The sequence below is a fragment of the Citrobacter sp. RHBSTW-00881 genome (assembly GCF_013728515.1).
Classification (GTDB): Bacteria; Pseudomonadota; Gammaproteobacteria; order Enterobacterales; family Enterobacteriaceae; genus Citrobacter; species Citrobacter braakii.
Map to the genome: position 1 here is coordinate 3,691,529 of NZ_CP056269.1, position 12,349 is coordinate 3,703,877.

At 52.6% G+C, this 12,349-nt stretch carries 14 protein-coding genes; 7 read left to right on the top strand and 7 right to left on the bottom strand.

Annotated elements, in window-relative coordinates; genetic code table 11:
* The first annotated feature begins 5 nt into the window (after positions 1–5).
* On the top strand, positions 6–683 hold the full coding sequence (gene entD, locus HV311_RS17895) for an enterobactin synthase subunit EntD (RefSeq protein WP_191220262.1): 678 nt from the start codon (positions 6–8) through the stop codon (positions 681–683).
* Here the strand turns inward: entD and HV311_RS17900 are convergent.
* Positions 663–1,406, bottom strand: coding sequence for a GNAT family N-acetyltransferase (locus HV311_RS17900; protein ID WP_049271351.1), 744 nt, complete (start codon positions 1,404–1,406; stop codon positions 663–665). The two genes, entD and HV311_RS17900, sit on opposite strands and share 21 nt — an antisense overlap.
* 169 nt (positions 1,407–1,575) lie before the next feature.
* Here HV311_RS17900 and HV311_RS17905 point away from each other — a divergent pair, with 169 nt between their 5' ends.
* A complete protein-coding gene (locus HV311_RS17905; protein ID WP_137367285.1) occupies positions 1,576–2,694 on the top strand; it encodes a YbdK family carboxylate-amine ligase in 1,119 nt (372 codons plus the stop codon).
* 66 nt (positions 2,695–2,760) lie between these two features.
* The gene (locus HV311_RS17910; RefSeq protein ID WP_016152175.1) at positions 2,761–3,009 is read left to right on the top strand and encodes a DUF1158 domain-containing protein; all 249 of its coding nucleotides are present in this window, start codon (positions 2,761–2,763) and stop codon (positions 3,007–3,009) included.
* A 21-nt stretch (positions 3,010–3,030) separates the two neighbouring features.
* Here HV311_RS17910 and HV311_RS17915 read toward each other — a convergent pair whose 3' ends face one another.
* Complete coding sequence (locus HV311_RS17915; protein ID WP_003021996.1) at positions 3,031–3,372, bottom strand: RamA family antibiotic efflux transcriptional regulator; 342 nt, start codon at positions 3,370–3,372, stop codon at positions 3,031–3,033.
* 17 nt (positions 3,373–3,389) lie between these two features.
* Positions 3,390–4,502, bottom strand: coding sequence for an MBL fold metallo-hydrolase (locus HV311_RS17920; RefSeq protein WP_016152174.1), 1,113 nt, complete (start codon positions 4,500–4,502; stop codon positions 3,390–3,392).
* 189 nt (positions 4,503–4,691) lie between these two features.
* Between HV311_RS17920 and HV311_RS17925 the strand changes: the two genes are divergently transcribed.
* From HV311_RS17925 to HV311_RS17940, 4 genes are all read left to right on the top strand, one after another.
* Positions 4,692–5,273, top strand: coding sequence for a TetR/AcrR family transcriptional regulator (locus HV311_RS17925; protein WP_016152173.1), 582 nt, complete (start codon positions 4,692–4,694; stop codon positions 5,271–5,273).
* Complete coding sequence (locus HV311_RS17930; protein WP_191220263.1) at positions 5,273–5,641, top strand: MmcQ/YjbR family DNA-binding protein; 369 nt, start codon at positions 5,273–5,275, stop codon at positions 5,639–5,641. Before HV311_RS17925 ends, HV311_RS17930 begins: the two co-directional genes overlap by 1 nt.
* A gap of 119 nt (positions 5,642–5,760) precedes the next feature.
* On the top strand, positions 5,761–6,414 hold the full coding sequence (nfsB, locus tag HV311_RS17935; RefSeq protein WP_016152171.1) for an oxygen-insensitive NAD(P)H nitroreductase: 654 nt from the start codon (positions 5,761–5,763) through the stop codon (positions 6,412–6,414).
* A 64-nt stretch (positions 6,415–6,478) separates the two neighbouring features.
* On the top strand, positions 6,479–7,723 hold the full coding sequence (locus HV311_RS17940; RefSeq protein WP_016152170.1) for a mechanosensitive ion channel family protein: 1,245 nt from the start codon (positions 6,479–6,481) through the stop codon (positions 7,721–7,723).
* A gap of 3 nt (positions 7,724–7,726) precedes the next feature.
* On the opposite strand, the gene HV311_RS17945 is transcribed toward HV311_RS17940, so the two are convergent.
* The 4 genes from HV311_RS17945 to HV311_RS17960 all read right to left on the bottom strand — a co-directional run bounded on the left by HV311_RS17945 (position 7,727) and on the right by HV311_RS17960 (position 12,218).
* Positions 7,727–8,707 carry a LacI family DNA-binding transcriptional regulator gene (locus tag HV311_RS17945; protein ID WP_016152169.1) on the bottom strand — a complete coding sequence of 327 codons (981 nt, stop codon included), beginning with the start codon at positions 8,705–8,707 and terminating at the stop codon, positions 7,727–7,729.
* Positions 8,708–8,784: 77 nt separating this feature from the next.
* Complete coding sequence (locus HV311_RS17950; RefSeq protein ID WP_191220264.1) at positions 8,785–9,936, bottom strand: Gfo/Idh/MocA family protein; 1,152 nt, start codon at positions 9,934–9,936, stop codon at positions 8,785–8,787.
* Positions 9,933–10,961 (bottom strand): sugar phosphate isomerase/epimerase family protein, encoded by a 1,029-nt coding sequence (locus HV311_RS17955; protein ID WP_047358057.1) that lies wholly within the window; start codon positions 10,959–10,961, stop codon positions 9,933–9,935. Before HV311_RS17955 ends, HV311_RS17950 begins: the two co-directional genes overlap by 4 nt.
* Positions 10,962–10,976: 15 nt before the next feature.
* Positions 10,977–12,218: an MFS transporter gene (locus HV311_RS17960; protein WP_047358056.1), complete on the bottom strand. Its 1,242-nt coding sequence runs from the start codon at positions 12,216–12,218 to the stop codon at positions 10,977–10,979.
* Positions 12,219–12,349 lie beyond the last annotated feature (131 nt).

Below are 12,349 nucleotides of genomic sequence, written 5' to 3' on the forward strand. Positions count from 1 at the left end.
AAATCATGCACACAACGCACATCCCGCTCCCTTTCGCAGATCATACGCTGCACATTGTCGAATTTGATCCCGACACTTTCCATGAGCACGACCTGCTCTGGCTCCCCCACCACACTCAGCTCCACTCCAGTGGGCGTAAGCGTAAAGCTGAGCACTTAGCCGGGCGTATTGCCGCAGTCCACGCACTGCGTGAATTTGGCCACAAAACCGTGCCCGGCATCGGTGTGCAACGCCAACCATTGTGGCCGCAGGATCTGTTTGGCAGCATCAGCCACAGCGCAACAACGGCGCTGGCGGTCGTATCAACGCATCCCATTGGGCTGGATATAGAAGCTATTGTTACACCACAAACCGCAGTTGAGCTGGCTGATGGCATTATTGATAACCACGAACATCAGATTTTGCAGCATGCCTGCCTGCCCTTTCCGCTCGCCTTAACCCTGGTATTCAGCGCAAAGGAGAGCCTGTATAAGGCGTTTTCAATTCAGGCATCGGGGCTACCAGGTTTCACCAGCGCAAAAATCACCGCACTCACGACTCAGCAATTAACATTACAAATCATGCCGTCATTTTCGCAAGGCCTCGCCGGACTGAGCGTTAACATTAGCTGGTTTCAGCGTGAAGAAAACATCATCACCCTGTGCGCTAGCCCGGCATCATGCTCACGAGCCTTTTCTCTCTGAGTGGTTAGGGAAAACGCAATATGCATGCTGACACGCCGCCAGCGATCGGCGTTGCTGTCCTTTTTCATCGAAGTTGTCGGCAGCCAGCCAGTGCTGCAAAACAGCGTCGCACTGGGGCCATTCGCTATCAATCATCGATAACCAGTCGCTGTCGCGATTACGCCCCTTGCGCACAATCTTCTGGCGAAAACGTCCTTCGAAGATAAACCCAAGGCGCTCCGCCGCCCGACGGGAAGCCGTGTTCAGAGAGTCACATTTCCACTCCACGCGACGATAGCCCAACGCAAACGCCTGGCGCAGCAACAGCCAGATGCTTTCGGTGCCGAGTACCGTATTTTTCATGCGCGGTGACCAGGTTACATGACCAATTTCAACCGAACCATGCTCCCGTTCGATCGCCATAAAGCACACCAGTCCCACCGCACGACCGGAACGCTGTTCAATGACAGCATAGGGAACCAGAGAGGCATCCGTGGATTTGCCCTCTACCCAGCAAGCTGTGGCCTCAACGCTCGTGGGGCGAGAACTTGCAAGCCAGGTCCAGTCGCGATCGTCTGGCGCCTGCGCGTAAGCATCAAACAGATCGGCGGCATGGCTGTCGGCATCCAGGGGAACCAGTCGACAATATTGCCCTGCAAGTTCTTCCCGCGGCAGTACGGCGGCACCATTCCAGTCAGGCACAATATCGCCGACGGTCTGTCCATAAAGATTAATTTCCGGCACGATTCAACCCCTGTAGCGAAGTAAAAAATAGTTATAACACCGGCCATTTCGCCTTCAAAGCATCGCGGGGGGATTTCTGACAACGAACAGAAAATCAGCGGCCCTTCTATATGCAGCTTGCAAGATGACGCGTCTATACTGATCAAAAATCAACGCTGAAGAGAACACTATGTCCCTACCCGATTTTCATGTTTCTGACCCTTTTACGTTAGGCATTGAACTGGAAATGCAGGTGGTCAATCCTCCGGGCTACGACCTGAGCCAGGACTCTTCCCGACTGATTGACGCCGTAAAGCCGCAGCTCACCGCCGGAGAAGTAAAGCACGATATCACTGAAAGTATGCTGGAGATGGCGACCGGGGTTTGTCGCAATATCGACCAGGCGAGTGCTGAATTATCCGCCATGCAGCAGATAATCTCACGGGTTGCTGCCGAGCATCACCTCGCCATCTGTGGCGGCGGTACGCATCCGTTTCAAAAATGGCAACGTCAGGAAGTCTGCGATGACGAACGCTATCGGCGCAACCTGGAAAATTTTGGCTATCTTATTCAGCAGGCGACGGTATTCGGCCAACATGTGCATATCGGCTGCGCAAACGGCGATGATGCTATTTACCTCCTGCACGGCCTGTCGCGATTTGTTCCCCATTTTATTGCGCTCTCTGCCGCCTCACCTTATATGCAGACGTCCGACACGCGGTTTGCCTGCGCGCGGCTGAATATTTTCTCCGGATTTCCCGATAATGGCCCGATGCCGTGGGTGAATAACTGGCAGGAATTTGAGGGGTTATTTCGTCGACTGGCTTACACCAGCATGATTGATAGCATTAAAGATTTACACTGGGATATCCGCCCCAGCCCGCACTTTGGTACGGTAGAGGTTCGCGTCATGGACACTCCGCTAACCCTTGAACACGCAGTCAATATGGCGGGACTTATTCAGGCTACCGCCCACTGGCTGCTCACTAAACGGCCATTCAAGCACCAGGAGCGTGATTACCTGCTGTATAAATTTAACCGTTTTCAGGCCTGCCGCTTTGGCATGGCGGGAATCATCACCGACGTCAATACTGGCGATGGGCACCGCCTGTCAGATGACACGCTACGGCTACTGGAGAATGTCGCCGCTTCTGCGGACAAAGTGGGCGCGACCAGCGCGATTAAATCCTTACGTCTGCAGGTTAAAAATGGTCATGATGAAGCGCAGAGCATGCGTGATTTTGTCGCCGACGGCGGATCTCTGAGTGGTCTGGTGAAAAAACATTGTGAGATTTGGGCCGGGTTGTAAGCGTGGCGTTTGCGTTGCCCACAGAGATCCCGGACAATGGCTTTTTAACTCAAGTTTAACAATGCCATGAAACACCCGCTTGAATCACTGATGACCGCCGCAGGGATCCTGCTGCTGGCTTTTTTGTCTTGCCTGCTGCTGCCCGCCCCCTCACTGGGCATTGTGCTGGCACAAAAACTCGTCGCCACCTTTCATCTAATGGATCTCAACCAATTTTATACTTTGCTGTTTTGTCTGTGGTTTTTACTGCTGGGGGTGATTGAATATTTTGTACTGCGTTTTATCTGGCGGCGCTGGTTCTCGCTGGCGGATTAGACCCGCGAGAACCCTTTGCCGTTAATGCGTTCGGCTATGATTTTCTTTGCGATACGCGCCCGGCGGCTGGCTGAACGTACGGGTGAAAATTCGCGTAAAGGTCTGCTGCGAATCGAATCCGTATTTCAAACAGATGTCATACACTTTCTGGTCGGTATCGCGTAGATCGCGCGCCGCCAATAGCAGCTTACGCTCGCGGATGTAGCGCCCGAGGCTTTCGCCTTTGTACTGCATAAAAAGACGCTGCAGGTGCCATTTGGAATATCCCGCATGGCGTGCAATATCATCAATGCGCAATGGCTGATTCAAATTATCATCAATCCATTCAACAATCGTATCAATGACCTGAGCAGAAATCGTCATCATGCTCTCCCCTGTATTCATTGAGTCGCCTGTTGCCACCAGGCCGTAAACGGTTGGTCCGGTTCGGACAGTATTACCGGTTCACCCAGCATTGGCGTCAGTAGTCGGTAATCCTGACGACGGCTGGCAAGCGCCAGTCGTTTGTAAGGATCATCCCAGGTATGTTTCGCCAGAACGAAACGGCCGGCATGCCCTGGCAACACGGCTTTCGCATGCAGATCGGCCGCAGCCTGCGCCGTCTCTTCTGGCATCATGTGAATAAACTTCCAGTCCTGGTCATATTGACCGTTCTCCATAATCGCCAAATCAACCGAGCCAAACTGCTCGCCGATGGCTTTAAAATGCGGTCCATAGCCGGAATCCCCGCTGTAATAAACGTTCTGCTCCGGCGTTTCGAACATGAAGCTCGCCCATAGCGTCTGGTTGCGCTTGATACCGCGCCCCGAAAAATGACGAGCAGGCAGCACATGAACGATCAGCGAATCCGTCACTCTGACGGACTGATTCCAGTCCCGCTCTTCGATTATCTCGCTGCGCATCCCCCAGTAACGCAGATGCGACCCTACGCCGAGCGGCGTAATTACCCGCTTAATTTTCGGCATTAACGCCTTGATAGTGGCGAGATCCAGATGGTCATAGTGATCGTGCGAGATAATGAGCAGATCGATCTCCGGCATCGTCTGCGCAGTCCACGGATAATCCCCGGCAAAGGCTTTGTTCAGGAATGAAAACGGTGCGGCATAATTGCTAAATACCGGATCAATCAGGATACGTTGACCCGCCAGCTGCAAATACCATGAGGAGTGGCCCAGCCAGACCAGAGTATCCTGCTGTGGCGAAAGTCCGGCGAGATCGGTTGCCACCAGCGGTAACGGCTGCGCCGGGCGCGCATTATCACGCTTAGCGACCAGAAATTCCCACCAGGCCGCCAGCATGCCTTTGTTGCCGGTATAGCCCGGTGTCGGCACCTGGTTATGAAACTGTCCATCACGATAGTGAGGTGACTGTTCAACCAAACTCAGTTGTGCCCCTTGCGGGGCCTGACCAAACCCGGCATTGAGTACAAACGGTAAACTTGCAGCTGCGGCAATAAGCATAATAACAACCACACAAACTGTGAGACGCTTCATATCCTGACCTTAAACGCGCCCCTTTCCGCTGGTTTGCGCGACTGACTCTTGATTATGAGTGAGTAAGCACTCATTATAGAAATCGAAAGTTCGCCGTCAAGATGATTTTCAATCTTTGACATTCGCCGTTGCGGTGCTGCAAAGGCCGTGATTCAATCATGTTTTTTACAGACTTAAGGGTAAAGTGTAGTGGCTCGTCCGAAGAGTGAAGACAAAAAACTGGCATTACTGGAAGCTGCAACCACAGCATTTGCACAATCAGGCATTGCGGCATCTACCGCCGTGATAGCCCGCAATGCAGGGGTTGCGGAGGGGACGTTGTTTCGCTATTTCGCGACCAAAGATGATTTGATCAACGAGCTTTACCTCTTTTTGAAGCAAGACCTTTGTCAGTCGATGATGGCAAATTTGGATCGATCGGTGACCGATGCCAAAACCATGACTCACTACATCTGGAACAGCTACATTAGCTGGGGCCTGAACCATACCTGCGGGCATCGCACGATTCGCCAGTTGGCCGTCAGCGAGAAAATCAGCAAAGAAACGGAACAGCAGGCTGACGATATGTTCCCGGAACTGCGCGATCTTTGTCATCGCTCCGTACGACCTGAGTTTATGTCTGACGAGTATCGCGCCTTTGGCGACGCGCTGTTTCTTTCTCTGGCAGAGACCACCATGGAGTTCGCCGCCCGCGACGCGGCTCGCGCAAAAGAATATATTTCGATGGGATTTGAGGCGATGTGGCGCGCACTCACCCGTGAGGAAAAATAATGGACGGCCAGACCTTACATGCCTGTGCAAAGCGCCTTGCGCTCGAACTGCCTTTTACCGAGCACTGCTGGCCATTCGGCCCGGAATACGATGTCTTCAAAGTCGGCGGCAAAATTTTTATGCTGGTCTCAGAGCTTCGCGGACGCCCGCTGGTTAACCTGAAAGCCGATCCGCAAAAGTCACTGTTAAACCAGCAGATCTACCCCAACATTAAACCAGGCTATCACATGAATAAGAAGCACTGGATATCGGTCTACCCAGGCGACGACATTACCGAGTCATTACTGACGGAGTTGGTAAATGATTCATGGCATCGCGTCGTAGACGGCCTGGCGAAGCGGGATCAAAAACGCCTGCGTCCAGGTTGATTTATCGTTAACTCCGATAAGTGTTTTTGCATTTTCCTGTCTTATCTTTTTCTTGCTAACCCTGTACCCTGCTGAAACAAAACGCACCCGCAGGGTATGAAAAATCACCAGGAGTAGTTATGGATATTGTTTCTGTCGCCTTAAAACGTTACTCCACTAAGGCATTCGATCCGAATAAAAAACTGACCGCTGAGCAGGCCGAAAAATTAAAAACGCTGCTGCAGTTTAGTCCGTCCAGCACCAACTCTCAGCCGTGGCACTTTATCGTTGCCAGCACTGACGAAGGTAAAGCGCGCGTGGCGAAATCCGCAGCCGGCGGCTTTGTATTCAACGAACGTAAAATGCTGGATGCTTCCCACGTCGTGGTGTTCTGCGCCAAAACGGCGATGGACGATGCCTGGCTGGAGCGCGTGGTCGATCAAGAAGAGCGCGATGGGCGTTTCGCCACCCCTGAAGCCAAAGCCGCAAACCACAAAGGCCGCACCTTCTTTGCCGACATGCATCGCAAAGAGCTGAAAGATGACAACCACTGGATGGCAAAACAGGTGTATCTGAACGTCGGTAACTTCCTGCTGGGCGTGGCGGCGATGGGTCTGGATGCGGTGCCGATCGAAGGCTTCGATGCGGCGGTGATGGATGCAGAATTTGGCCTGAAAGAAAAAGGATTCACCAGCGTAGTTGTGGTCCCGGTGGGTCATCACAGCGTAGAAGATTTCAACGCCGCGCTGCCAAAATCTCGTCTGCCGCTGGAAACAACACTGACGGAAGTTTAATCCCCGCATTTGCATAAGCTCTACACAGCGGTCATCATAGACCGCTGTTTATTAAGGAGACGTTATGCAGGAATTGATATCTCAGGTAGAAGAACTCGGCATTGAAATAAATCACACCACCTCACTGGTGATGATTTTTGGCATTATTTTTATCACCGCCATTATTGTTCACGTTATTTTGCACTGGGTGGTATTACGCGCATTTGAAAAGCGCGCCAACGCCAGCTCCCGCCTGTGGCTACAAATCATCACGCAGAACAAGTTATTTCACCGGCTGGCATTCACCCTGCAGGGTATCATTGTCAATATACAGGCCGCACTCTGGTTACAGAAAGGCAGTGAAGCAGCAGAAATATTAGTAACCTGCGCACAGCTGTGGATCATGATGTACGCCCTGTTGTCCTTGTTTTCCCTGCTGGACGTCATTCTCAATCTGTCGCAAAAATTCCCTGCCGCATCGCAATTGCCGCTAAAAGGCATATTTCAGGGCATCAAGCTCATCAGCGCTATTGTCGTCGGAATATTGATGATTTCCCTGCTGATTGGTCAGTCACCGGCAATATTGATAAGCGGTCTGGGTGCCATGGCCGCCGTGTTAATGCTGGTGTTTAAAGATCCGATCCTCGGGCTGGTGGCCGGAATACAGCTTTCAGCCAACGATATGTTGAAGTTGGGTGACTGGCTGGAAATGCCTAAATACGGCGCAGATGGCGCGGTGATTGATATTGGCTTAACCACCGTAAAAGTGCGCAACTGGGATAACACCATCACCACTATCCCAACCTGGTCACTGGTATCGGACTCTTTTAAAAACTGGAGTGGGATGTCGGCTTCCGGTGGGCGACGCATTAAACGCAGCATCAGCATTGATGCCACCAGCATTCATTTTCTTGATGAGGATGAGCGTCAGCGGCTGCATAAAGCGCACCTGCTGAAACCGTATTTGACCACGCGCCATCAGGAAATTGACGAGTGGAATCAGCAGTTAGATGCGCCTGAATCGGTATTAAACCACCGTCGGATGACGAATATTGGCACCTTCCGCGCCTATCTGAACGAATATTTGCGTCATCATCCGCGGATTCGCAAAGATATGACGTTAATGGTGCGCCAGCTTGCGCCAGACGATCACGGCTTACCGATCGAAATTTATGCTTTTACCAATACGGTGGTCTGGCTGGAATATGAAAGTATTCAGGCTGATATTTTCGACCATATATTCGCCGTGATCGAAGAATTTGGCTTGCGCATTCATCAGTCGCCCACCGGAAATGATATTCGCGCGCTGTCAGGCGCGTTTCAACGCTAACGCTCAGGTACTGGCGCGTGAAATATAGCGCCAGTCCATCATCACCCTTTCCGTCTGCGCGTCAGGATTTTCTATTTTATTCAGCAGCAATCCTACCGCTTTGCGGCCTATATCCCGCGAGGGCTGCTCAATGGTCGAAAGCTGTGGGGAAACCATTTCTGCCAGTTCCGTACCGTCGAATCCCACGACGGCGATATCCTGCGGGATCTGTAATCCGGCATTGAGAATAGCACGCATCGCGCCAGCGGCCAGCGTGTCCGATACGGCAAACACCGCGTCGGGTTTCACCTCTGCGGCAAGCAATGTTTTCATCGCCGCAATTCCTGCACTGGAACTTAACTCGCTGGCGTATTCTACGGCCTGATACTCAAGCGACAGGGCATGCAGCGCCGCTTTATAGCCACGTTCGCGCAACCGGGCGTATTTATAACTCAGATCATGATTGATTAGCGCAATGCGTCGATAGCCCTTTTCCACCAGGTGAGATATTACCGACTGCGCAGCGTCAACATCGTTAATCCCTACGCAGGAAACCGCGCCTTTATCAGCATATTCCGCACACTGAACCCAGGGAGCGTCGCCAATCAGCGTGGTCAGTTCCGGTAATTTTGAGAATGCATCCATGGTGATAATGCCATCAACGATTTTCCCCGACAGCAGCTTTAGCGCCGATTTTGAGCGGGCGGTATCCGAGCCGGAATTACACAGCAAAATGCGATAGCCATTCTTTTCCGCCTCTTCTTCAATGCCTTTAACAACCTCTGCACAAAAAGGGTTGGCAATGTTGGAAACCATCACCAGAATCATCGAACTGCGTGCCGTACGCAGCTGACGAGCCAGCAGGTTGGGCTGATAATTGCTTTCTTTAATAGCCTGAAGCACGCGCTCGCGATTTTTGGCTTTGACGGTATCACTGTGATTCAGCACACGCGATACCGTCGCCACCGACACACCGGCAAGCTGGGCGATTTTTTGAATAGACATAACGACGACAAGTCCTGCGGTTTAGGCTTTACGTTGAGGCTACCATAAAATCACTGCCCGGCGAACCGGGTGCGTGTTTAGCGCTGCACTGATACCCAGCGCTGCTGCTGATGGCTTTTTATAATCGCATCAATGATATACATCACATCCGCACCATCAGAAAATGACGCAAATCGACGCTCCGCCGTCACAGGCATTTTGCCTGCCTGCACCGCCTGATAGAACTGCTGCATCATATTCTTGAACGCATCCGGCCAGCCCTCAATATGCCCACCCGGAAAGTGCGCACTGGCAGCAACATCCGCATTCATCAATCCTGGGTCATCCGTCAGGATCTGGTTCGCCTGCTGACGGTGCCCGACCCAAAGCTGTTGCGGCGTTTCCTGATCCCAGTGCAGTGAACTCTGGCTACCGTTAATTTCAAAGCTCAGGTGATTCTTGCGCCCGGCACTCACCTGTGAAACGCTAAAGCAGCCTTTGCTACCATCGTCAAAACGTACCAGCACCGATCCACAATCTTCCGTCGTCACCACTTTATCCTCAAATTGCAGGTCAGCCGTTTGCTGGCCAAACGTAGCGTTACTGGCGATGCTGGCTTTTCGTACCGGCCAGACGATAGCCAGATCGGCCATCACCTCGACAATACGTTTTCCAGTGACGAATTGCACCGTGTCACACCAGTGGGAACCGATATCCGCTACCGCCCGTGAGTTGCCGCCCTGTTTGGCATCGACCCGCCAGTTGTAGTCAGTCTCCAGCAGCATCCAGTCCTGCAAATAGCTCCCCTGGACGGCAAACAGACGCCCCACGCTACCGCGCCTGACCATGCTGGCAGCCTGTTGTACCATCGCAAACTGACGATAGACAAAGCTCACGCCGTGCACCACACCTACCTGCTCCGCCAGCGTTTCCAGTTCACGAGCCTCATCAGGCGTCATACACAGCGGCTTTTCTGAAAACACGTGCAGACCCGCGCGTAAAATCTGCCGATTGATGTCGGCATGCAGATGATTCGGCGTACAGTTATGCACCACCTGCAGTCCGGGATGCGCCAGCAGCGCCTCAACGCTGCCGTACGCCTGAGGAATATGAAGAGCATCTGCACGCTCCTGAGCAACCGCCAGCGAGCTATCGCAGAGCGCCACCACGTTCACACCGCCGAGTCGACGCAACGCCTCGATATGTGCAGGCCCAATAAAACCGCTGCCAATAATGCCAACCTGTATCATTTGCGTACCTCATCGCCAGCGGCGAAATCATCAAATGCGCGTGAAGAAACCGGAATAATGTGGCGGCGTATAAAATCGCTCCCCTCACGCGCCCCGGTTTGCGCGTCTTTCAGGCAACACTCCCATTCCAGTACCGCCCAGCCAGGGAAATCATATTGTGTGAGCTTGCTGAAGATGGTTTTGAAATCGACCTGACCGTCCCCCAGGGAACGGAAACGCCCAGCGCGATCGAGCCACGGCTGATAACCGCCATAGACACCACTGCGGCTACTGGCGTGGTACTCAGCGTCCTTGACGTGAAACGCTTTAATGCGCGAGTGGTAAACATCGATAAACCCAAGGTAATCCATCTGCTGCAATAACAGATGGCTCGGGTCATAGAGAATGTTGCAGCGAGGATGATGATTAACCAGCGCCAGAAAGCGCTCGAACGTTACGCCATCGTGCAGATCTTCACCGGGATGGATCTCAAAGCAAACATCCACCCCATGATGATCAAAGCGATCGAGAATGGGCCTCCAGCGGCGAGCCAGCTCCAGAAAAGCCTCTTCGAAGCGCTGACGGTTATGCGGTGGCCACGGATAAAAGAAGGGCCAGGCGAGCGAACCTGAAAACGTAGCATGCGCCGTCAGCCCCAGCCTTTGCGAAGCCGCAGCGGCCTGGTGGAGGGTTTCGATGGCCCACGCCTGCCTGGCCTGCGGATTAGCGCGTACAGATGGCGGAGCAAATCCGTCAAAAGCGTCATCGTAAGCCGGATGGACGGCAACCAGTTGGCCTTCAAGATGGGTAGATAGTTCGCTAATCACCAGCCCATGCCCGGCCAGCATCCCACGAATATCATCACAATAGGCCTGACTTCTGGCTGCTTGTTCGACATCAAACAAAGACTTGTGATTACACGGGATTTGTAATGCCTTATAGCCCAGCTCCGCCGCCCACTTTGCCACGCCTTCCAGGGTGTTAAATGGGGGACGATCCCCGATAAATTGCGCCAGAAAAATGCCAGGCCCCTTGATGGTTTTCATAACCCCTCCTGAAAATTACGCCTGCTCTTTGTCGTCATACTTGAAAGAGAAAAGGAAAATCACGGCAATCACTGCGGCAGCCACTGCCGGGATCCACCAGAATGTGGTCCACGCCTGAGGCACCGTTTGCCCCGCCACCAGACGGTTGTAAAGTGCGCCTGAAATTTGCGAACCAAGCAGCATACCGATCCCATAGGTAAACATAACGATCATGCTTTGCGCCTGACCTTTTACTTTCTCCCCGGCGATACGATCGGTGTAAATAAAGCCGACCACGAAGAAGAAGTCGTAGCACACGCCGTGCAGCAGAATGCCGAGATACAGCAGGAATCGGCCCTCTTCGCTGATGCCGAGGGCAAAGAATGCGTAGCGCACAAACCAGGCGCACATCCCGATTAACAACATGTATTTCACGCCCAGACGTCTGAACAGGAACGGGATCACCAGCATGAAGAAAATTTCAGACATCTGACCAAACGACATCGCCGTACTGACATCGCCAACGCCTGCATCAGCCAGAAACGACGCGGTATATGCGTAATAGGTTCCCAACGGTACAGAAATAAGCGTCGCGCAGAGCGAGAAGACAAAAAAGTGACGAACCTTGAGTAAGGCGAAAGCATCCGCACAAAACAGATCGCGCACTTTTACCGGCAGTCCTTTCGCCGGTGCGGGCGTGTTGGGCAACGTCAGGCTGTAGAGCGCCAGAATCACAGAAATAACCGCCGCCAGCGTAAAGATGCCGGTAGTATCCGAGATTCCGGTTACGCCGATAAAAATCCCCGCGACAATCCAGCCAATGGTGCCAAACACCCGCACCACCGGGAAAGTTTTGTCTTTATCCGACAGGCTATGAAAAGCAATGTTGTTGGTAAGCGCCAGCGTTGGCATGTAGCACAACGTGTAGCCAAACAGCAGACCAATCAACAGCGCACCGTTTTGCGCCACCAATGCCTGCGGAACAAACCAGAGGATCGCCGCGCCTGCAAGGTGCATCACCGCCATCACCTTTTGCGAGGCAAAAAAGCGGTCTACCAGCATCCCTAAGACGAACGGCGACAGAATAGAGGCAATGGGCCCGGCTGAAAACGCATCGCCAATCAGCAGCGACATGTTGTGCTGGCTCATCACCAGCCCCAACGTGACGGACCAACTTCCCCAGATAAAGAACTGTAAGAACATCATTAGCGACAGCCGGGGTACCAGCAGCCGGTACTGTACGCTCTGTTTTCCACTACTTTCGGTTGTTGACACCATTTTTTGCCTCACCTTTAAAAAGTAATCGATTACAAAATAGATTCAATAGAAAAGTAATCGATTACAAAATAAAGATCCTGCCAGCAAAGGCAAAATTGCGAGAGCGGTCACGATAAACATTGAGAGAAGAT

What these genes read in the sequence shown, in the direction of transcription:
- entD (WP_191220262.1), top strand. Translation starts at nt 6, where the DNA reads ATGCACACAACGCACATCCCGCTCCCTTTCGCAGATCATACGCTGCAC.
- HV311_RS17905 (WP_137367285.1), top strand. Translation starts at nt 1,576, where the DNA reads ATGTCCCTACCCGATTTTCATGTTTCTGACCCTTTTACGTTAGGCATT.
- HV311_RS17910 (WP_016152175.1), top strand. Translation starts at nt 2,761, where the DNA reads ATGAAACACCCGCTTGAATCACTGATGACCGCCGCAGGGATCCTGCTG.
- HV311_RS17915 (WP_003021996.1), bottom strand. Translation starts at nt 3,372, where the DNA reads ATGACGATTTCTGCTCAGGTCATTGATACGATTGTTGAATGGATTGAT.
- HV311_RS17920 (WP_016152174.1), bottom strand. Translation starts at nt 4,502, where the DNA reads ATGAAGCGTCTCACAGTTTGTGTGGTTGTTATTATGCTTATTGCCGCA.
- HV311_RS17930 (WP_191220263.1), top strand. Translation starts at nt 5,273, where the DNA reads ATGGACGGCCAGACCTTACATGCCTGTGCAAAGCGCCTTGCGCTCGAA.
- nfsB (WP_016152171.1), top strand. Translation starts at nt 5,761, where the DNA reads ATGGATATTGTTTCTGTCGCCTTAAAACGTTACTCCACTAAGGCATTC.
- HV311_RS17940 (WP_016152170.1), top strand. Translation starts at nt 6,479, where the DNA reads ATGCAGGAATTGATATCTCAGGTAGAAGAACTCGGCATTGAAATAAAT.
- HV311_RS17945 (WP_016152169.1), bottom strand. Translation starts at nt 8,707, where the DNA reads ATGTCTATTCAAAAAATCGCCCAGCTTGCCGGTGTGTCGGTGGCGACG.
- HV311_RS17950 (WP_191220264.1), bottom strand. Translation starts at nt 9,936, where the DNA reads ATGATACAGGTTGGCATTATTGGCAGCGGTTTTATTGGGCCTGCACAT.
- HV311_RS17955 (WP_047358057.1), bottom strand. Translation starts at nt 10,961, where the DNA reads ATGAAAACCATCAAGGGGCCTGGCATTTTTCTGGCGCAATTTATCGGG.
- HV311_RS17960 (WP_047358056.1), bottom strand. Translation starts at nt 12,218, where the DNA reads ATGGTGTCAACAACCGAAAGTAGTGGAAAACAGAGCGTACAGTACCGG.